A 19660-nucleotide genomic window follows, 5' to 3' on the forward strand; every position below is an offset into this window, starting at 1 on the left:
AACACGCGCATGCGTGCTGCCTCCCACAGTTACGCCGAAGAAGTGATGCATGGTTTCTGGAAGCGCAGGTCCAGCAGGAGGCCCAGGAGCACGTCGCCACACGCCAGGCGATGGAGATGGAGATGGAGATGGATGTCTCAACGGAGATCAATACCAGCCGCGGGCCCGTGATGCTAATGACGGTGCCGGAGTTCGCCAAGGGGCCAATGCAGAACGGTCCTCCAGGGGGATGGCGGCGGAGGTGGAGACGGCGGCGGTTAGTCCAAATCGCTTCCGTGATCGGCTGAGCTTATTAGACCTCATGGACAGGCAAGATGCTGCCGCGATGGCGGACATCATGGAGACGTTGAACGCATCGAAAGGCCTCATTGTAGGAGACGGTCAAAGTTCTAACGACGCTGGTTGCATCTATGCAGCAGCGCAACCAACGGCTGCGTGATGTGGTTGCCGGGCAGCTCCCGGTGCTCCAGCACTCAGCCGCCAGCGCGGATGCCAAGGATCGCCGTCGGCTGCTTCCTCGATCGCGCCTGAGGCGACGACACCGTCCCGCGCAACAGGGCTGCCATACCGGTCTAGCTCGTCGGCGTGGCATCCAACGTGGTCACTCCTTGGGACTGACGCCATCCGGGAGTGTAGGTCTATCTTTTCAGTGAACGTCGCGGATGGACGATGCATAAATCATCACTGCTTGATCAAGCTTGTTTGGCTGCGGTTTATCTGTCTCTAGTTGTCCAGCACCATTTCTAAGAGATCCAATGTCTTCGGGGGGCATTATCGGGGGCATTGAATAAAATTCCTGCAAAATAATTATTTATAAATCAATATTTTATACGAGATATTGGAATCCCTCCGGGCGCACCAATTCGCGTTCCAGGCTTGTCCCGGGATGCCAATAAACCCTCGAGAAATCGGGGGTTTATCGTTGCTGGTCCGCCGAAATCCGGGAAGGCCCATTGAAATGATTTCAATGCAAGAACAATGGCCATCTTCATGGCGAAGGATCAGATAGTCGTGCATTCGCGCTAAGTGCGTACCCGGGCGGTCCGGGTGCAGCTGGTGGATTCGACCGAGCAAACGCGGGTTGGCGGGCTCACGAGAGCCGGGGGCGCTTTCTCCAGTCGTATCACCGCTGGTCGACACCTTCGGGCAGCGGTGCATCGGGCGCATCGGTAAGGCACCGCTGCAGCGCTTGATCAGCTGCTGCCTCGGGACGCTTCCTTGGCAAGCACCTGGCTGCCTCCCGCAAAAGCCCGCTCCTTACCCACATGTCATGCGGTCGGTCAGGCCTCGGACGTTCCGGCATGAAGGTCTCCAGCGGAGAATGCCAGGCATTGGCTCTCCAGGTTACGGAGTACGCGCACCGCAATGCGCCCTTCGGTATCGTCCATGCCGGCGATCAACTCTTTCCGCAGGCCGTCCAGCGCCTCGCCCAGTTTGAGCGACACCGCACGACCCCGTTCGGTCAGGTGCAGGGTTTTGGCGCGGCCATCGGACAGGTCCCTGCGCCGCTTCAGCAAACCGTCCCGTTCGAGTTGGGTGACCGATCGCGCAATGGCGGCCGGATCCAGCGCCGATTCCTCGGCCACGTCTTTCTGGCGGATACCATCGCCCAGCCGGGCGATCACAAGAAGAACCGCCGCGATGGACAGGGAAACGCCCAGTTGCGCCAGGGCGATTCCTGCTGCGCGTTGCCAGGCGCGCCCGGCAGGCAGCACGGTCCAGGTCAGCGTCGTTCGCCAATCTTCGCCTTCGTGAAATGACATATCCCGTGAGTCCCATTGCTGATGCGGCCGGGACGACGCGTCCGGGTTTCGCCTGTTTTCCCCGATACCTTAGCTTGATCTGCGCCGAGGCATTGAAGCGCTGGTCCGTTGTCGATGCATCAATTAAATCCCATCCGCGTCTCGCCGTTCAATCGATTCGTCGTGCGTCCGTGCTGCGACCGTCGTGAAGAGCAGGATGGACAAGCGCAGGCGCAGGACCGTGGAGCTGGATGCGTCACCGGCGGCGCTCGGAGAGGCGGGAAGCATTCGGCTGTCAGGGGGCGCTACAAAAACGGGAGCCGTCTTCCTTGGTCAACGGCTGCTGTTGACGCTTGCCGTCCGGGGCAGTCCCTTCATACACCGCGCAGTTGCTGGCATCCCATTCAAAACGCGCGTCCTTGTAGTGATAACGCGCCTGGGCACGCTCGAATGCCTTGACCTCTGCGCTGGGCAGGGCGCCATCGTCGATCTTGTGTTCCTTGGCGACGGGGGCGCCCGTGCACGCAGTAAGTGAAAGCGCAAGCGCTGACAGGAGACCTAGCTTCATGACCACTCCAATTCGGACGCTGACGTCGGGATAGATGGAAGGCCAGTGCGGCCCCGTCACGGAAGCAGACTGTAAGCAGGTCAGTATGAAATGTGCGTGCGAGTCCTATCGCCAGGAGCGACTGACAAGAGGTAACAAGCGCTCGTCAGGGTGGATGCGGACGGTACACGGAAACCGGCGTGCACGACTGACGCGTGCCGATTCCGCGCACCGGCCCATACCCACCTGATCAGTCCAAGCGTCTGTACTTTCGTCACTTGCTGGCGACTGACTGCCCTGGTGCCCGGATGCTGGAGGACGCCGCGGACCTAATCCTTGCTGCCACTCGTGCCAAGGCGAATTGTCTGCTCGGCCTCGTCCAGGGTCCTGTTGTAGCTGGCGCTCTCACCCGCGCTGACGAATCCCTGCTGCTTCGCTCTCGTTGCGGAATCGGTGCGGACCCAGCTGAGCTTCTTCTCGATCTCCGCAGCCTGGGCATTGGACAGCTTGCCTGCCTTGCGCGCCTCGGCCAGGCTAACGTTAATCGCCTCGTAACGTGCCAACACCTTGGCGTGCAGCGGATCAGGGGCGTGGCTGGCCCGCTGCTGTGCACGTGCGACGTTGACGGAACTCATTCCTGCGAAGACACCGATGCAGGTGGCAAATGTCATGAACATCAGCGTTTTCTTCATGCGATTTTTCACCTGTCATCGAATGCGAACCAACTGCCTGTCGAACCGGCCTGGACCGTGCCGCATGAGTATAGTCCAACGCCAAATTGACGGTGGATTGCTCTGAAATTTTGCATCTCGACGCGCGATTGCTGGACGCCGCCCAACAAAACCCGTGCAGCTACCACGCCGTACCGGAGGCGGCGCGGCAGTCACGGTGGTGGCGCAAGCGTTCCATCACTGCCACCACGTCGCCGCCCCTGATGTGCCGGTGCACTTCGCTGCTCACACGCTCCTTGGCAACGTCATCCCGCAGGCCAGGGCCCGGGAACGATGCCGGTTGAACCAGGCGTGGCAGCGAAGTCCCCACGCGTCTGACACGGGCAAGCTTACTGGGCGAGCAATCCACCATCGACGACATGCTCATGCCCGGTGATGTAGGACGATTCGTCGGACGCCAGGAACAGAACCAGGTTGCTGACCTCGCTGGCCTTGGCGATGCGCCCTAGTGGGATCTGGGCAACGGCATCACCGCCGTTTTCGTCCGTCCCTTCCACCATCATCGGGGTCTGGATGAAGCCCGGGTGGACCGAGTTCACACGGATGTTGTCTGCGCCATATTCGATTGCCGTCGCCTTGCTCATTCCGCGCACGGCGAACTTGCTGCCGACATAGGCCAGGCTCGGGAATCCGTAATTGGCTGCCATTCCGGCGATCGAGGAAATATTGACGATCGATCCCACCTTCGCCTTCAGCATGGAGGGGATGACCGCCTTCATGCCAAGGTAAACGGCATTCTGGTTGATCGCACAGACCTTGAGGAAATCTTCTTCGGAGATGTCCGCAGTCTTGGCAATGGGGCCCAGGATCCCTGCATTGTTGACCAGAATCGTGACGTTGCCGAATGCCGCTTCCGCTTCGGCCACCACGTTCTGCCATGCGTCCCAGCTCGTGACGTCCTGCTGGACGAAGCGAACACGCTTGTCCAGCTCGGAGGCCAGTGCATGCCCTCCCTCGGCATTGATGTCAGTGAAAACAACGTGCGCACCCTCTTCAACGAAATTGCGCACATGCGACGCGCCCATGCCCTGTGCGGCACCGGTGACGATTGCGACTTTGCCTTGCAGTCTGCCCATCATTCTTCTCCTGCGATTGAGTGGCCTCGCGGCCGCTAGTCGAACTAGTGTGTGGAAATATAGATGACGGGTCAATTAATTACTGTCGAGGCGAAGAGGACGATCAGGTGGCCCTCGAGCGTTTCGCGCTGCATGGGCCGCGGCACTTTCGACAGCCACGTCGCAACACGACCATGTCCAGGCTCAGCGCGGCGAGCAGCTCCAACGCAAAAGCAAAACGCCATCGGCCCGCTGCAGTGACACTGCAGCGGGCCGATGGCGTTTCTGATCAGGGTTGCAGGCCGGCCTGAGTATCGACGCGGCGTTGCACTGTGATGCCAGCGATGCGCCGCTTGGCAGGGGGCGAGGAGCGCCGCCCTGCGCAGGCTCGGATCAGAGCACGTCCGGCGGCGGTGTGGTGGCCTTGGCGTGCTGCTTGCCACGTGCGTGTTCGATGGCGGTGCGCAGCTTACGCGCGGCGCCGGTGACGGCCGAGGCCGTGGTTTCGGCACTATTGGTGGCCGCGATCGGCGGCAGGCCGGCGACGTGCGCCTCGATGCTGCAGGTTCGATCCGCTGCGCCTCCGCGTTGGCCGTTTTCATCGCGCAAATGCACGTCGACGCGGGTGATGTCGCTGGCGAAATGCGCCAGCTGGGCGGAGCAGGTCTTCTCGACATGCTGCACGACAGAGGGGTCATGCGGCACGTGCTTGTCGGTCTGGATCTGAATCTGCATAGAGTGTCTCCTTCGCGGTCATCCGCTGCGTCTGCCGTAGCGGTGACTCGATTCTGCGACAGCGCACCGTTGCCGCAAGGTGACAAGCTGCACCGCGTTCATGCACAGGTTGGGATGGCCCGGCGGTGCACCCGCTGCGGCGGCCGGCGCCGTAACCGCGATCGCCAACGCGCCTCCAATCGCGCAGCACCCGTCACGCCTGGCGAGCTCTGCCAGGCTGAACCCTCACGGCAGCGGCGAACTGCCCGGCTGCGGGCAGTGGATTAAGATGCCGGCACCGCGCTGGTGTGCGCCTGTCCGATGTCTGCCTGTGTCCGAATTCCGAGTTGCCCTGGGTGCCCGTCGCGGCGTGTTGCAGCGTGTGCTGTTGCTGGTCGCGTTGTGGATGGTGTGCGTGGGTGCCGCCATCGCGCAGGACGACGACACCCTGCTGGAGACCGCGCAGACGCAGCTCGACAGCATGCAGAAGGTGCTGACCCAGGCCGACGCGGGCATGGAGAAGGCCGATACCGAGCAGCTGGGCAAGCTGACCGAGGACGTCGCCGGCGCGCAGCGGCAGGCGCAGGATCTGGTGCGCACGCTGGAGCAACCGCTCAAGGAGCTCAACGGGCGCTTGGAGGGGCTTGGTGTCGCGGCGCAAAACGAACCGGCCGACCTGGTCAAACAGCGCAAGGCGCTGACCAAGGAGCGCGATCAGCTCAATGCCGAGTTCATCCGGGCCACGCTGCTGGCCTCCAACGCCAAGGACCTGGCCGACCGGCTCGAACGCGAGCGCGTACAACGCTTCAGCGTGCAGCTCTCCACACGGGTGGCCTCGCCGTTGTCGCCGACGTTATGGCATCAGATCGGGCAGCAGTGGCCGGACGATCGTGCCCGCCTGCAGGCCTTGTCCGACAAGACGGTGCAGCTGGTGCAGGCAGGTGTGGCAGCCAATGGCATGGGCGGACTGATCACCGCTGCCGTGGTCGCGTTGTTGCTGGCACTGCCGCTGCGCATCTTCCTGCGCCACCTGGGGCGTCGCTATGCGGCCTCGCGTGCGCCCGGCGGACGCCTGCGGCGCTCGGGGCTGGCCCTGTGGTTTCTGCTGGTCGGCACGTTGAGTCTGGGGATTGCGGCATTCGTGCTGGTCGAAGGTATCCGCGCGCTCGGCGAGCTGCCCGATGACCTGGACCAGCTGCTGACCGGGTTTGTCGCCATCAGCGTGGTGGCTGCCTTCGTCGGTTCGCTCAGTGCCAGCCTGTTGATGAAACACCAGCCCAGCTGGCGCCTGTTCCCGCTGGACGATGCCACCGTCGACCGCCTGCGCGTGCATTGCCTGGCCACCGCAGCAGTGATCTGGTTCAGCGGCATGGCGATCAAGATCAACGAGGTGGCCGGCAGCAGTCCGGCGTTGACCGCCGCCACCGATGCGGTGGCGGCGCTGCTGTATGCGGGGTTGATCCTGTCGGCGCTGGCCGGGTTGACTCTGTCCTTGCGCGCGCACGCGGCAAATGCCGGCGTGGCCGATCCGGACAGCGATGCGCCGCCGCCGGTGGTCACGCGCGGTGGCGGCTTCATCGTGCTGATCCGCCTGCTGGGTCATCTGGCGGTGATCTTCGCGTTGATCGCAGCCCTGTTCGGCTATCTCAATCTGGCCTTGTTCGTGGAGCGGCAGATCATCTGGATCACCCTGGTGTGCAGTCTGCTCGGCCTGCTGGTGGTCTTTACCGACGATCTGATGACCTGGCTGTTCAAGCCGGACGGCCGTTTCAGCCGGGCGTTGTCGCATGCGCTCAGCATCGGCAGCGGACGCCTGGTGCAGCTCGGGCTGCTGATCTCTGCCGCGACACGGGTGTTGCTGGTGCTGCTGGGCATCGCGGTGCTGCTGACGCCGTATGGCGCCAATATCAGCGTGGTCACCGACTGGGCGGAGAACATCGCCCACGGCATCACCATCGGCAAGGAGCTGGTGATCACCCCGGGCGACGTGTTCAGGGCGCTGTGCGTGTTCCTGCTCGGCATGGGGCTGGTGCACGTGGTGCAGCAGTGGTTGCTCAACACCTATCTGCCCAAGACCGAGCTCGATGACGGTGCGCGTAATTCCATCAGCACCGTGGCGCGTTATCTGGGCTGGCTGATCGTGGTGGTGTGGGGCCTGACCGCATTGGGCCTGGATCTGAAGCGGCTTGCGCTGGTGTTGAGTGCGTTGTCGGTGGGCATCGGTTTCGGTCTGCAGGCGATCACGCAGAACTTCGTGTCGGGTCTGATCCTGCTGGCCGAGCGGCCGGTGAAGATCGGCGATTGGGTACGCATCGGCGATCAGGAGGGCGATGTACGCAAGATCAGCGTGCGTGCGACCGAGATCCAGGTCGGCGACCGCTCCACCCTGATCGTGCCCAACTCGGAATTGATCACCAAGAGCGTGCGCAACATGACGCTGTCCAACCCGATGGGCCGGGTGCAACTGCAGTTTTCGGTGCCGCTGGAAACCGACGTGGCAAAGGTGCGCAACATGCTGCTGGACCTGTTCGCCGAGCACACCAAGGTGCTGGCCGACCCGGCACCCTCGGTGTTCATCGATTCGCTGGCCGGCGGGCACGTCAACTTCAATTCGTTCGCCTACGTGCGCAGCCCGCGCGATTCGTATGGGGTGCGCAGCGAGCTGTTCTTTGCGTTGCTGCAGCGGATGGAAACGGCGGGGATTGCGCTGCAGTCGCCGCAGGAAATCCGCTTCAGCCGTGCAGGTGCTGCGGTGGCGCGCGATCCGGGCGATGGCACGCCGGCATCGGAAGACTGAGCCGGCCCGTGCACGATGCGCGGCGTGTGCTGCGCTGGCGGTGCAGCTAAAATTCGCAGGGTCGAGGGCGCGGCGCCCTCACCGCTTGCGGGACATGCCGTGAACCCATCCCTGGGGGCTCGGTGGCGGCATCCATGCCGCCACACGGTCCCGCAACCGGCAAGGACACCGCACCAGACAGTCGGTCGTCGCTCATTTGAAAAGCTGCCTGTCGTGCGGTGTGCATCAGACATGGAGCCGATACGTCATGAGCGTACGACGCATCCAGCACCGCTCTTACCGTGCACACCGACCGACTCGATAGGTCCTTGCCCGCTCACCGTCGCGGGACCCTGAGCGGCATGGATGCCGCGCCGGAGCCTACATGGACGTACTTGCGGCGTGTCCCGCGATGGTGGGCGGGCAAGGGCCCTGCAGCCAGGCCGCACATCGCATGCTTCGGCTTCGGCCTTGCCTTTGCCTTTACCTCATCCACATCCCTCGACCGAGACCGAGACGATGGCCCGGCTCAGGAGCGATCCGCGACCTGGCTCTGTTTCACCAGGGCCAGATCGTCCACGCTGACATCTTCGGTGTAGTCCAGCCAGGCACGGATCTCCAGATCGTCCACCGCATGTTCCAGGCCCACCGGCATGCGGATGCGACCGGCCGCATCGGGCACCACCCACTGCTGGGCCAGCACCACCTTGCGCTCTGACGAGACGGCCTCCACCCAGAAGGCCCGCGTCGGCCGGCGCTTGGCGTACAGCTCCAGCATGTAACGACCGGCCTCGGTCTTGCGGGCAGTCTGGGTGAGCATGATCGGTTGGCGCACGCGGGGGCGCGGGCCTTGCTGGCTGGCCTCCAGCGGCGCGTCCACGGCGATGCCGCGGGTCAGGTCCGGATCGCGATACAGCTTCATGCTCTGGTGGCGGTCGACCACCAATGCGCACCAATCGCCATCGGCCGAACCGTCCTCGAACGCCGTGCAGCGATCCACATACGCCAGCGTGCCCTCGGTGTGGGTGCGATCGAACTGGCGCGAGGTGTTTTCCAGATAGACGGTTTTGAGATTGGTGTCGTCGTCGTATTCCAGCAGCACCGGCGGGCGCACCTGTTGCACGCCCACCACCACATCGCCATTGCCGTTGATGCGCAGCATGCGTGTGCTGCGCCCGGTCCACAGCGTGCGCGCGTAGGCGAGATAGCGCGGGTAGTCCTTGCCGCTGTCGCGGCTGGCCGCCACGCTGGCGCTGGGAGGCGCGTCGCTGGACAGCAGCGAGCGGCCAAAGCCCAGCGTGCGCATGCCCGGTTCCAGCAGCTGCAACAGCGTTGCACCCGAATCCAGCGTGCTGCCCGCGCGCGTGACCACTTGTTGCGGAGCGATGTCCTTGCCGAGGAACAGCAGCAGGTTTTCGCGCTTCTGCTTGGCGAGCACGTCGCTGAGATCGTTGGGCATCGCCAGGTGATCGGAAGCAATCACGATGATTGTGTTCTTGCCGTAGCGGCTGTTGCGAATGCGCGTGACCAGCTCGCCGATCAGCCGGTCGCTGCACTTGATCGCATGCAGCAGCCCGATGTCGCCCAGTGCGCTGTCGTAGTGCTGGCCCTTGCAGGCCAGCGGCAGATGGCCGGCAGGGTGGTGGGTGTCCATGGTCAGCGTGGTGAGCATGAACGGCTGGCCGGCGCGCGACAGCGTCTGGAAGCTGTCCCAGGCATCGTCCAGCAGCACATCGTCGTGCACGCCCCAGGCGGAAAAGTGCTTGGGAGCCACGCCCTTGTCGCGGAAGTAGCTGACGTCGTGCACCACATCGAAACCATGGCTGGACAGAAAGCTGCCCTTGCCGGCAAAGCTGGCATCGGCGCCGCCGACATAGTGATTGCGGTAGCCCTGATCCTTGAGATAGTCGCCCAGGCAGCGTGCTTCGGGCAGGAACAAGCCCATGCGGCCCATGCTGTTTTCATCGCCGGGCGCGGTGGTCAGCGGCACGCCGCACATCGAAGCGACCATGCCGGCGATAGTCCAGCCGCTGCCTTCGGTGGAGGTGAGGTTGCGTACGTCCACTGCCTCGCTGGCCAGGGCGCGCAGGTTCGGCATCAGGCCAGGAAACACCTTTTCATCGAAGTAGGTGCGTTCCAGGCTCTCGCCGTAGATCCACACGATGTTCTTGCGCTTCTGCAAGGGCTGCTGCGGCACCAGGTATTCCGGCACCACGGTGGCGTAATCCACGGGGCGCAACTGGTAGTACAGGCGCTTGCCGTCGCGGTACAAGGGGCTGACCGCGATGCTGACCAGCAACATCATCACGAAGGCGCCAAACACCGCGTTGCCTCCGCGCGGGCGACGGAAACGCCGCACCTTCAGCAACACCAGCGGGCTGAGCGACAGCAGCACCATGCCGATAAACACGGCGATATAGGCGGAAAAATCGCTGACGCCGGCACCGTCCATGTCCGCGCGCAGGTGATACAGCGTGGCGGCGTTGATGCCATCGCCGCTGAGTCGATCCACCAGGCCCCAGGCACTGAGCAACAGCAGCAGCAACGACAACAGACCGGCCTTCAACCACGCCAGACGCGGCGAGGCGACCAAGAGCCAAAGCAGGAGCAACAGCGAAAACAACAACATCCAATGCATGCGGCAGCGTCCGTGGGGGAATGATGCGAGCGCGTACCGGACGCCTTGCTCGCCATGTCCTGTGCGCCACACCCAATGTGACACCCGGATGACGGACTATGCCGCGCCGAAGCTGACTGAAATGTTTGTTCGCGTTAGGCCATCGCCGCAGCGTGGCGGATCGCACGCGTTGACGCTCCCCTGTGCGCGGTGGCGTTCGCCAGAAATCGGCGGCATCTGCATTGCGCATTTGGCGCGCTTCTCGCAGATGGGCGACGTCGCTATCACCCCGCACCACCCGATCTGCTTTGACGGTTTGACGGTTTGACGCGGCTGTCTTGGCAAGCGGTGTCGCGCCCGGGTGCGCTCCTACGCGGAGGTGGGGTCTGTTGGAGTGCTATCGATGCCCGCGTTCTTCGCGCGCACGCACACGGCGGTCGAACAGCAGCGCGCTGAGCACGATGCCCAGGCCCAGCACCACGCCGAGCAGGAACAGCACCATTGCGATGGCCGGGTAGCCCCACAGCTTCAAGCCGGTTTCGATGCGCATCATCTGTGCCGAGGCCATGATCAATGCCGCGGTCACGATGCCGGCCGCCACGCGGTTGGCGATCTTCTGCAGGCTTTCCATCAGATGCGATTCTTCCAGCCCGGTGACGCGCATCTGCAGGCGGTTTTCCGCCGCCAGCGACAGGATCTCGGACATGCGGCGCGGTCCTTCGCGCACCAGGTGCTGCAGTTCCATCGCCTCGCTGGCCAGGTTGGCGGCGGACAGGGACTTTTTCAGCCGCGCGCGCATCACATGCTGCAGATGACGTTCGACGATGCGGCGCGTGTCCAGGTGCGGCGACAGCGCGCGGCACACGCCTTCCAGGTTCAACAAGGTCTTGCCGAGCAGGCTCAGCTCCGGTGGCGTGCGCAAGCCGTTGGAGGTGGCAATGCGCACCAGATCCAGCACCACGCGGCCTTCGGAGGTGGTGTCGTGGGCGGCATAACGGGCGATCATCTGCCCGGTTTCGCGCTGGTAGCGGTCCTCGTCGTAATCCTCCAGGCGCGTGCTGAGCGCAATGGTCTCTTCGGCGACTTCTTCGCCACGGCCGTCGACGGCGGCGAACAGCAGCTTGAGCAAGCGCTCGCGCAGGCGCGGGGGAACATGCGCGACCATTCCCAGGTCGAAGATGGCCAGGCGCCCGTCCTGCAGCACGCGCAGGTTGCCCGGATGCGGGTCGGCATGGATCTCGCCATGCACGAACATCTGGTCCAGGTAGCCCTTGACCAGCTCCGCGGCCAGGTTGTCCATCGGCTGTTCGGTGCGGCGCAGGCCGGAGATCTTGTCCACCCGCACGCCTTCGGCCAGCTGCATGGTCAGCACCTTGCGGCTGCTCAGGTCCCATACCGGTTGCGGAATCCACAACAGCGGAAATGGCTTCAGATGCTTGCCGAAGCGCGCCAGCGTCTCGGCCTCGTCTTCGTAATTGAGCTCGGCGCGCAGGGTCTTGCCGAACTCGCCCAGCCAGTCGGCAAAGCGCACGCGCCGGCCGATGCCGGTCAGGCGGTCGGCGGCGGTGGCAAAGCTCTTGAGCACGTCCAGGTCCGAACGGACCTGGGCGGCGACTTCGGGCTTTTGCACCTTGATCGCCACCGGGGTGCCGTCGCGCAGGGCGGCGCGGTGCACCTGCGCCAGCGAGGCGCAGCCCAGCGGCACCGGGTCGAAGAACGAGAACGCCTTGTTGACCGACACGCCGAGTTCTTCCTCGATGATCTGGCGGATGCGCTCCACCGGCACCGAGCTGGTGTTCTCCTGCATGCGCTCCAGCGCCGTGGCGAACTCCGGCGGCACGATGTCCGGCCGCGTGGACAGCATCTGGCCAAGCTTGACGAAGGTGGGGCCGAGCGCCTCCAGGTCGGAGACGAACTGGTCGGGCGTGCCTTCGGCGGGCACTTCGTACTCGTTGATCGCGGCCGGATCCAGGTTCATGCCCGCGAATACGCCCGACCCGCGATACCGCAGCAACAGGCGCAGGATCTGCGTGCGACGGCTCATGCCGCCCACCACGCCGGTGTCGGCGGGGATCGCGGCCTGGGCCGGTGTGCGGTACGGGTCGTTCGGACTCAAGGCCATCTCCGGCGGTCGTGCAAGGGGGCGAGTGTGGCCAGCGGCGGGTCGTCAGGCGGTGAATCCAGCCACGTGGCCAAGGCGCTGCCGTGCGCGGCCCAGGGCCGGCGGGCACGGCCGGATCGTCCGGCTGGCGGGCGGCGGCATCGCGCGGCAACGGTCGCCAACAGCCGGCAACGGCCTGCCATCACCCCATACCGGCGCAGGATCGGCGAGAATCCACCGCCACCCACGAAGGACCCCCGCATGGCCGGTGCCAGCCTGTTCACCCTGCTCGACGACATCGCCACATTGCTGGACGACGTTTCCATCCTGACCAAGGTCGCGGCCAAGAAGACCGCCGGCGTGCTTGGCGACGACCTGGCGCTCAATGCGCAACAGGTCACCGGCGTCACTGCCGACCGCGAGCTGCCGGTGGTGTGGGCAGTGGCCAAGGGGTCGCTGATGAACAAGATGATCCTGGTGCCGGCGGCGCTGGCGATCAGCGCCCTGGAGGCCTGGCTGCGCGGGCGCGGTTACAACGTGCCGCTGGTGATGCCGCTGATGATGATCGGCGGTGCCTACCTGTGCTTCGAGGGCGTAGAGAAGCTGGCCCACAAGTTCCTGCACAACGAGGAAGACGAAGCGCAGCGGCATGCCGAACGCACCCGCGCGCTGGCCGACGAGAGCGTGGACGTGGTAGCGCTGGAAAAGGACAAGGTCAAGGGCGCGATCCGCACCGACTTCATCCTGTCGGCGGAGATCATCGTGCTGTCGCTGGGCGTGGTGGCGGGGGTGTCGTTCGGCCAGCAGGTTGCAGTGCTGGTGGCGATCGCGCTGGCGATGACCATCGGCGTGTACGGCCTGGTCGCGGCCATCGTCAAGCTGGACGACCTGGGCCTGTACCTGACCAACAAGGGCGCAGCCCTGGCTTCGCTGGGGCGCGGCATCCTGGTGGCCGCTCCGTGGCTGATGAAGTTCCTGTCGGTGGCCGGCACGCTGGCGATGTTCCTGGTCGGCGGCGGCATCCTGGTGCACAACATCCCGGCGCTGCACCACACCGTGCAGGACCTGACCACGTCTGCCGGTGGCATGGGCTGGCTGGTCGATGCGTTGGGCAACATGCTGGTGGGCGTGGTTGCCGGTGCGGTCGTGCTGGGCGCGGTGATACTGTTCCAGAAGCTGCGCGGCAAGCCGGCGGCGCACTGATCCGCGCGGCGGCGGGCCGGGCGCGGGATGGGCGCCCGCACCGGCGCGACGTGATCGCCCCGCGTGTTGGATCAGCCGGCACGCCATAGCCGGCGGAAATCGCTGTCGACACGGCTCTGCTCGGGCCGCCGCGCCAACGGCGCCGCCCTGCACGGCCACGCCACCCTGTGCCGAGGAGCGCACCGGGCGGCGGTCTTCACCGCTCCAGGCAGGGCAGATGCCCCCTGCGTTCCGCCGACGGTTGCGCTCAGTCGGCGCTGACCACGCGATTCTTGCCGGCCGACTTGGCCTCGTACATGGCGCGGTCGGCACGGCGGATGACATCGTCCTGGGTTTCGTCGAGATGGCGCAGCGCCACGCCGCCGCTGAAGCTGACGAACAGGCGCACGTCGTCGTGCAACAGCGAGCGTTGCGCCAGCGCGCGCTGCAGGCGGATCACCGCCGCACTGGCTTCGAAGATGGTGGAGTCCGGCAACAGCAACACGAACTCCTCGCCGCCGAAGCGGGCGATGGCATCGGTGGTGCGCAGCACCGACTTGGCCACGTCCACCGTATGGCGTAGCGCGGCGTCGCCGCCGGCATGGCCGTGGGTCTCGTTGAGGCGGCGGAAGTCGTCCAGGTCCAGCATCGCCACGCACAAGGGTTGGCCGCCGCGCTGGGTACGGGCGGCTTCGCGCTGGAACAGCTCTTCGAAGCCGCGGCGGTTCAGCGCCCCGGTCAGCTGGTCTTCGCGCACCAGGCCGGCCACGTCCTTGAGTTCCTGTTCCAGCAGGGCGATGCGCTGCTCGGCGTCTTCGACCTGGCGACGTGCGGCGAGCAGCTCGTCGCGCGCGGCCAGCGCCTGCGCCTGCACGCCGGCGGTGTCCTGCAACACGTCCTGCAGCAGGCGATTGAGGTCGGGAATGCTGCGAGCGTCGCCGATCGCCTGCGAATAGCCGGCAACGCGATCGTGGTACTCGCCGGTGCTGGTGGCCATGCCATCGAGCCGGTCGACGAAGGACACCATCATCTCGCGCATGGCGGTCTTGGAGTCGGCAATGCCTTGCTTGAGCAGGCCCTGCTTGTAGATGACCTCGCGCAGGGTGCCGCGTGCCTGCTCGATCGAGCCGACATCCAGCGGCCCGGAGATCAGCTGCCGCACCACCGAGATCTGCCCCTGCAGCCAGCTGCGATCGTCGAGCAGTTCGCCCACGTTCTCCAGCAACAGGTCGAACAGGCCCAGCAACAGGTTCTGCTGTTCGCTGGCATCTTCGGCACGCAGGCCGATCTGATGACTCAGTTCGCGCAAGCGTTGGTCCAGGGTGATCAGTTCATGGCCGGGGCGCCAATGGCGCAGCGCCGATGCCAGGGTCTGTGCTTCTTCGGCCAGCTCCGGGCTGCGTTGCAGCAGCGTGGCCAAGGCATTGCCCAGTGCGTGACGCAGCAGGTCGCGCAGCTGCTCGGCTTCGGTGCGCCCTTCGGCCAGCGAGTCGCCGGTATCGATGGTGCGGATGTACTTGTCGATCAATTGCCGCAAGGCGCGGCCGTAGCCGGGCCAGTCGCCGGCCGCATAGGCCGCGCTCAGGCGCACGCCCATGTCGCCGAGTTCGCCATGCAGGCTGGTGATGCCCTCGGCAAAGGCTAGCAGCAAGGCCTCCGGGTGCGCGGCATGCGAGAACAGGCGCATCAGCAGGGCGGTGGCGGCAGCCGGGTCGTGCGCGCCGGACTTGTTCTTGGCCGGCACCAGCTGATGCGCGGCCAGGCCGTGCCCGCCGTGCCCGCCGCCGATCACGCTGGGCAGGGCGGCGGCCGGGCGTGCGCTGTCCGCGCCACCCCAGGGCAACAGGCGGCGCAGCCCGCCACGTGGGCGGCTTGGAAGTTCAGGCTGGTCTGCCATGCGCCGGGGTCTCGGAAAGTCGTGATGCTACCGCTGGTTATCGGCGTGCAAGCGTCTTGCTTAAGCGGTCCGGACAGGTCTGCGCAGTTCCAGCCTGCGCGCACGATGTCCGGCGATGGTCGAAAGGCGATGCCGACCTGTGGCTGAACAAGTCAGGCGGGTACTGGCGGGCGCCGCTGCCAGCGCCTGCTTCCGGTGCGTTTCAACAACCACGCACCACGGCGGGGATGTCATCACACGGCGAGGCGCCGCTTATGCCGGGACGCACACGCGACCATGCGCAAGGGAATGTCGGTGTCGCAGAAAAGTCAGCACGTATTCACGCATATTTTATTTGCACGGGGTGTAGATTCATCTCAAGGACGACGTGGAGTACGCGCGTTGGCCCCGCTCCTCATTCGTAGCAGGTCGTCTGGCTGAATCGGCAGATGATGGTTGTCGCTTCGCTGTTTTCCGTCTCCACCCACTTTACGACGGACGTTTAGATGGTTGCCATGATGCCGCTTCACGCCACTACCGCACGCTTTGAGCGCAGTACGTTGCTCCCCACTTTGAAGAAGAGCGGGCGGCCGCGTGATGCACGCGGGCGCTTCGTTCGCCATCACGAACGTCTGCCGGTGTCGCCGGCCGATACCCGCGGCGCCTTGTTCGTGGTGTCGGAGATGGCGGACTTCATCAAGGCTGGCGGCCTGGGCGATGTGGCGGCGGCGCTGCCGCGCGCGCTGCGCCATCGCTACGACGTGCGGGTACTGATCCCCGGCTACCGCGCAGTGCTGGCGCGTGCGGGCAAGGTGGAGATCGTCGGCCGGGTACTGGCGCATGCGGCACTGCCGGCCTGCGACATCGGCCGCATCGTGCAATCGGACGGCCTGCCGATCTACATCCTGCTGTCCAAGGAATTGTTCGAGCGCGACGGGTCGCCTTATGTGAGCACCAGCGGGTCGGAGTTCGAAGACAACGCGATCCGCTTTGCCACCTTGTCGCATGCCGCCGCGCAGATCGCCGCCGGCCACGCCGGGCTGGGCTGGAAGCCGCGCCTGCTGCACCTCAACGACTGGCCGTGTGCGCTGGCTGCCGCCTATGTGCGCTGGTCCGGCGGCACCACGCCGTGCCTGTTGACCATCCATAACCTGGCCTACCAGGGCCTGGTGCCGTATTCGATGGCCGCTGCGCTGGGCATCCCCGCCGAGCGCGTGGCCGAGCTGGAGTTCTACGGGCAGATGTCGTTCCTGCGTGGCGGCATCGTGCATGCCGACCACGTCAACACGGTCAGCGTCAGCTATGCCCAGCAGATCACCGGCCCGGCGCAGGGCTGTGGCCTGGACCGCCTGCTGGCCGGTCGCGCCGCCAAGGGCGCGCTGACCGGCATCGTCAACGGCATCGACGCCAGCTGGGACCCGCGCACCGACGAATATCTGGACACGCATTTCAGCGTGAATCAGTGGCAGGGCCGGCAGGCCAACGCCGCGCAGGTGCGCAAGGCCTTCGGGCTGCGCGAGAGCACCGGCCCGCTGTTTGCGGTGGTGTCGCGGCTGGTGCACCAGAAGGGCCTGGACCTGATCTGCGAAGTCGCCCCGCAGATCGTGGCCGCCGGCGGCCAGATCGCGGTGATCGGCGGCGGCGAGCCGGAGATCGAGCAGCAGGTCGCCGAGCTGACCCGGCGCTATCCCGGCCAGGTGGGTGCCTTCATCGGGTTCGAGGAAGGCCTGGCGCGGCGCATGTTTGCCGGTGCCGACTTCCTGCTGATGCCGTCGCGCTTCGAGCCGTGCGGCCTGAGCCAGATGTACGCGCAGCGCTTTGGCTGCCTGCCGATCGCGCACGCCACCGGCGGCCTGATCGACACGGTGGATGACGGCGTCACCGGTTTCCTGTTCCAGCACGCCAGCGCCGAGGCCTTGCGCCGTTGCCTGGAGCGCGCATTCCGTACCTTCCGCCTGCCCAGCCTGCTGTCGGCGATGCGCCGCGCGGCGATGTTGCGTCCCAGTGGCTGGGATGTGGCGGGCAAGAAGTACCTCTCGCTGTACGAACGCACCGCCGCAACCGCTCCCGCGCTTGCGACGGTGTCATGAGCGAACGGCTGGGCGTGCAGGGGCAGGAGACGGAAACGACGGCGGTGACCATGGACGGGATCTCGGATTCAGCGCAGAGCGTGCAGGCGCTGGCCGATAGCCTGCCTGCTGATGCATTCGCGGTCCTGGGCCCGCATGTCCAGGCCGACGGCCACCGTCTGGTGCGCGTGTTGGCGCCCGGTGCCGAGGCCATGGGCCTGATCGATCCGCGCGGCAAGCTGCTGGCACGCATGCAGGCCGGGCCGGTCGATGGCATGTTCGAGGGCGTGCTGGCGGTCGAAGGACCGTATCGGCTGCGCATCGTGTGGCCGGACGTGGTGCAGGAGATCGAAGACCCTTACGCGTTTGCTGCCACGCTGGACGAATCCATCCTGCTGCAGATCGCTGCCGGCGACGGCCAGGCATTGCGTTGCGCCCTGGGTGCCCGGCACCTGCGCTGCGACGATGTGCCGGGGGTGCGCTTTGCGGTGTGGGCGCCGCATGCGCAGCGCGTGGCGGTGGTGGGCGATTTCAACGGCTGGGACGTACGCCGGCATCCGATGCGCCAGCGCATCGGCGGATTCTGGGAGCTGTTCCTGCCGCGCGTGGAAGCCGGCACGCGTTACAAGTACGCCATCACCGCTGCCGATGGGCGCGTCTTGCTCAAGGCCGACCCGGTGGCGCGCCAGAGCGAATTGCCGCCGGCCACCGCCTCGGTGGTGCCGGGCGCGGCAGCGTTCGGCTGGACCGACGCGGCCTGGATGGCCGCGCGCGATGCCCGTGCCGCGCCGGCGCCGCTGTCCATCTATGAAGTGCACGCCGCGTCCTGGCGACGCGATGGGCACAACCAGCCGCTGGACTGGCCAGGGCTGGCCGCACAGCTGATTCCCTATGTGCAGCAGCTCGGCTTCACCCATATCGAGTTGCTGCCGATCACCGAACATCCATTCGGCGGCTCCTGGGGCTACCAACCGCTGGGGCTGTATGCGCCGACGGCGCGCCACGGCAGCCCGGACGGCTTTGCCCAGTTCGTCGACGCCTGTCATCGCGCCGGCATCGGCGTGATCCTGGACTGGGTCAGCGCGCACTTTCCCGATGACGCCCACGGCCTGGCGCAGTTCGACGGCGCGGCGGTGTACGAGCATGCCGACCCGCGCGAGGGCGTGCATCGCGACTGGAATACGCTGATCTACAACTACGGCCGGCCCGAAGTGACTGCCTACCTGCTGGGCAGCGCGCTGGAGTGGATCGACCACTACCATCTGGACGGCCTGCGCGTGGATGCAGTGGCCTCGATGCTGTATCGCGACTATGGCCGTGCCGAAGGCGAGTGGGTGCCCAACGCGCATGGCGGCCGTGAGAATCTGGAAGCCGTGGCCTTCCTGCGCCAGCTCAACAGCGAGATTGCCACGCGCTTTCCCGGTGTACTGACCATCGCCGAAGAGTCCACCGCCTGGCCAGGCGTGACCGCGCCGATCAGCGAGGGTGGCCTGGGCTTCACCCACAAATGGAACATGGGCTGGATGCACGACACGCTGCACTATATGCAGCGCGATCCGGCCGAGCGCGCGCAGCACCATAGCCAGCTCACCTTCGGTCTGGTGTACGCGTTCTCCGAGCGTTTCGTGCTGCCGATCTCGCACGACGAAGTGGTGCACGGCACCGGTGGCCTGCTCGGGCAGATGCCCGGTGACGACTGGCGGCGCTTTGCCAACCTGCGCGCGTATCTGGCGCTGATGTGGGCGCATCCGGGCGACAAACTGCTGTTCATGGGCGCCGAATTCGGCCAGTGGAACGACTGGAATCACGATCAGTCGCTGGACTGGCATCTGCTCGACGGGGCCGCGCATCGCGGCGTGCAGCAACTGGTCGGCGATCTCAATGCCGCATTGCGACGGGTGCCGGCGCTGTATCGTGGCACGCATCGTGCCGACGGCTTCGACTGGAGCGTGGCCGACGACGCGCGCAACAGCGTGCTGGCGTTCATCCGCCATGATCCCGAGGGCGGCGCACCCTTGCTGGCGGTGAGCAACCTCACTCCGCAACCGCACCACGACTATTGCGTCGGCGTGCCGCGTGCCGGCGGCTGGCGCGAAATCCTCAACACCGACAGCGCCCATTACGGTGGCAGCAACCTCGGCAACAGCGGTCGCCTGGCGACCGAGCCGATGGGCATGCACGGGCACGCACAACGCCTGCGCCTGACCCTACCGCCGCTGGCCACGATCTATCTGCAAGCGGAGAAATAGC

12 protein-coding genes and 2 pseudogenes are annotated in these 19660 nt (G+C 65.6%); 6 read left to right on the forward strand and 8 right to left on the reverse strand.

Going from position 1 to position 19660, the window contains the following annotated elements; genetic code table 11:
- Window positions 1-53: 53 nt before the first annotated feature.
- Window positions 54-261, forward strand: a pseudogene (locus CPBF1521_RS21745) (hypothetical protein); the annotation flags it as partial.
- A gap of 40 nt (window positions 262-301) precedes the next feature.
- Window positions 302-521 (forward strand): annotated as a pseudogene (locus tag CPBF1521_RS02045) (hypothetical protein); the annotation flags it as partial.
- A 759-nt stretch (window positions 522-1280) separates the two neighbouring features.
- Here the strand turns inward: CPBF1521_RS02045 and CPBF1521_RS02050 are convergent.
- From CPBF1521_RS02050 to CPBF1521_RS02075, 5 genes are all read right to left on the reverse strand, one after another.
- Window positions 1281-1763, reverse strand: coding sequence for a MarR family winged helix-turn-helix transcriptional regulator (locus CPBF1521_RS02050; protein WP_115675745.1), 483 nt, complete (start codon window positions 1761-1763; stop codon window positions 1281-1283).
- Window positions 1764-2037: 274 nt separating this feature from the next.
- Entirely contained in the window at window positions 2038-2310 is a 273-nt protein-coding gene (locus tag CPBF1521_RS02055; RefSeq protein WP_126945059.1) for a hypothetical protein, read from the reverse strand.
- A 308-nt stretch (window positions 2311-2618) separates the two neighbouring features.
- Window positions 2619-2981: a hypothetical protein gene (locus CPBF1521_RS02060; RefSeq protein WP_115675747.1), complete on the reverse strand. Its 363-nt coding sequence runs from the start codon at window positions 2979-2981 to the stop codon at window positions 2619-2621.
- Window positions 2982-3349: 368 nt separating this feature from the next.
- Complete coding sequence (locus tag CPBF1521_RS02070; RefSeq protein WP_115675749.1) at window positions 3350-4096, reverse strand: SDR family NAD(P)-dependent oxidoreductase; 747 nt, start codon at window positions 4094-4096, stop codon at window positions 3350-3352.
- Window positions 4097-4468: 372 nt separating this feature from the next.
- Window positions 4469-4810: an HPF/RaiA family ribosome-associated protein gene (locus CPBF1521_RS02075; protein ID WP_104585671.1), complete on the reverse strand. Its 342-nt coding sequence runs from the start codon at window positions 4808-4810 to the stop codon at window positions 4469-4471.
- A gap of 352 nt (window positions 4811-5162) precedes the next feature.
- On the opposite strand from CPBF1521_RS02075, the gene CPBF1521_RS02080 reads away from it, so the two are divergent.
- Window positions 5163-7586: a DUF3772 domain-containing protein gene (locus CPBF1521_RS02080; RefSeq protein WP_181901128.1), complete on the forward strand. Its 2424-nt coding sequence runs from the start codon at window positions 5163-5165 to the stop codon at window positions 7584-7586.
- Window positions 7587-8094: 508 nt separating this feature from the next.
- Here the strand turns inward: CPBF1521_RS02080 and CPBF1521_RS02090 are convergent.
- Together CPBF1521_RS02090 and CPBF1521_RS02100 are read right to left on the reverse strand one after the other, a co-directional pair.
- Window positions 8095-10203: a phosphoglycerol transferase I gene (locus CPBF1521_RS02090; protein WP_115675751.1), complete on the reverse strand. Its 2109-nt coding sequence runs from the start codon at window positions 10201-10203 to the stop codon at window positions 8095-8097.
- Between the two features lie 376 nt (window positions 10204-10579).
- Entirely contained in the window at window positions 10580-12304 is a 1725-nt protein-coding gene (locus CPBF1521_RS02100; protein ID WP_104585679.1) for an ABC1 kinase family protein, read from the reverse strand.
- Window positions 12305-12544: 240 nt separating this feature from the next.
- Between CPBF1521_RS02100 and CPBF1521_RS02105 the strand changes: the two genes are divergently transcribed.
- Window positions 12545-13486 carry a DUF808 domain-containing protein gene (locus CPBF1521_RS02105; protein ID WP_115675753.1) on the forward strand — a complete coding sequence of 314 codons (942 nt, stop codon included), beginning with the start codon at window positions 12545-12547 and terminating at the stop codon, window positions 13484-13486.
- A gap of 247 nt (window positions 13487-13733) precedes the next feature.
- On the opposite strand, the gene CPBF1521_RS02110 is transcribed toward CPBF1521_RS02105, so the two are convergent.
- Window positions 13734-15362 carry a GGDEF domain-containing protein gene (locus CPBF1521_RS02110; protein WP_104585683.1) on the reverse strand — a complete coding sequence of 543 codons (1629 nt, stop codon included), beginning with the start codon at window positions 15360-15362 and terminating at the stop codon, window positions 13734-13736.
- A gap of 485 nt (window positions 15363-15847) precedes the next feature.
- On the opposite strand from CPBF1521_RS02110, the gene glgA reads away from it, so the two are divergent.
- Together glgA and CPBF1521_RS02120 are read left to right on the forward strand one after the other, a co-directional pair.
- Window positions 15848-17431: a glycogen synthase GlgA gene (gene glgA / locus CPBF1521_RS02115; protein ID WP_115675754.1), complete on the forward strand. Its 1584-nt coding sequence runs from the start codon at window positions 15848-15850 to the stop codon at window positions 17429-17431.
- Window positions 17428-19659, forward strand: coding sequence for a 1,4-alpha-glucan branching enzyme (locus tag CPBF1521_RS02120; protein WP_115675755.1), 2232 nt, complete (start codon window positions 17428-17430; stop codon window positions 19657-19659). Before glgA ends, CPBF1521_RS02120 begins: the two co-directional genes overlap by 4 nt.
- The last annotated feature ends 1 nt before the right edge of the window (window position 19660 follow it).

The sequence above is a fragment of the Xanthomonas euroxanthea genome, assembly GCF_900476395.1.
Taxonomy (GTDB): Bacteria; Pseudomonadota; Gammaproteobacteria; order Xanthomonadales; family Xanthomonadaceae; genus Xanthomonas; species Xanthomonas euroxanthea.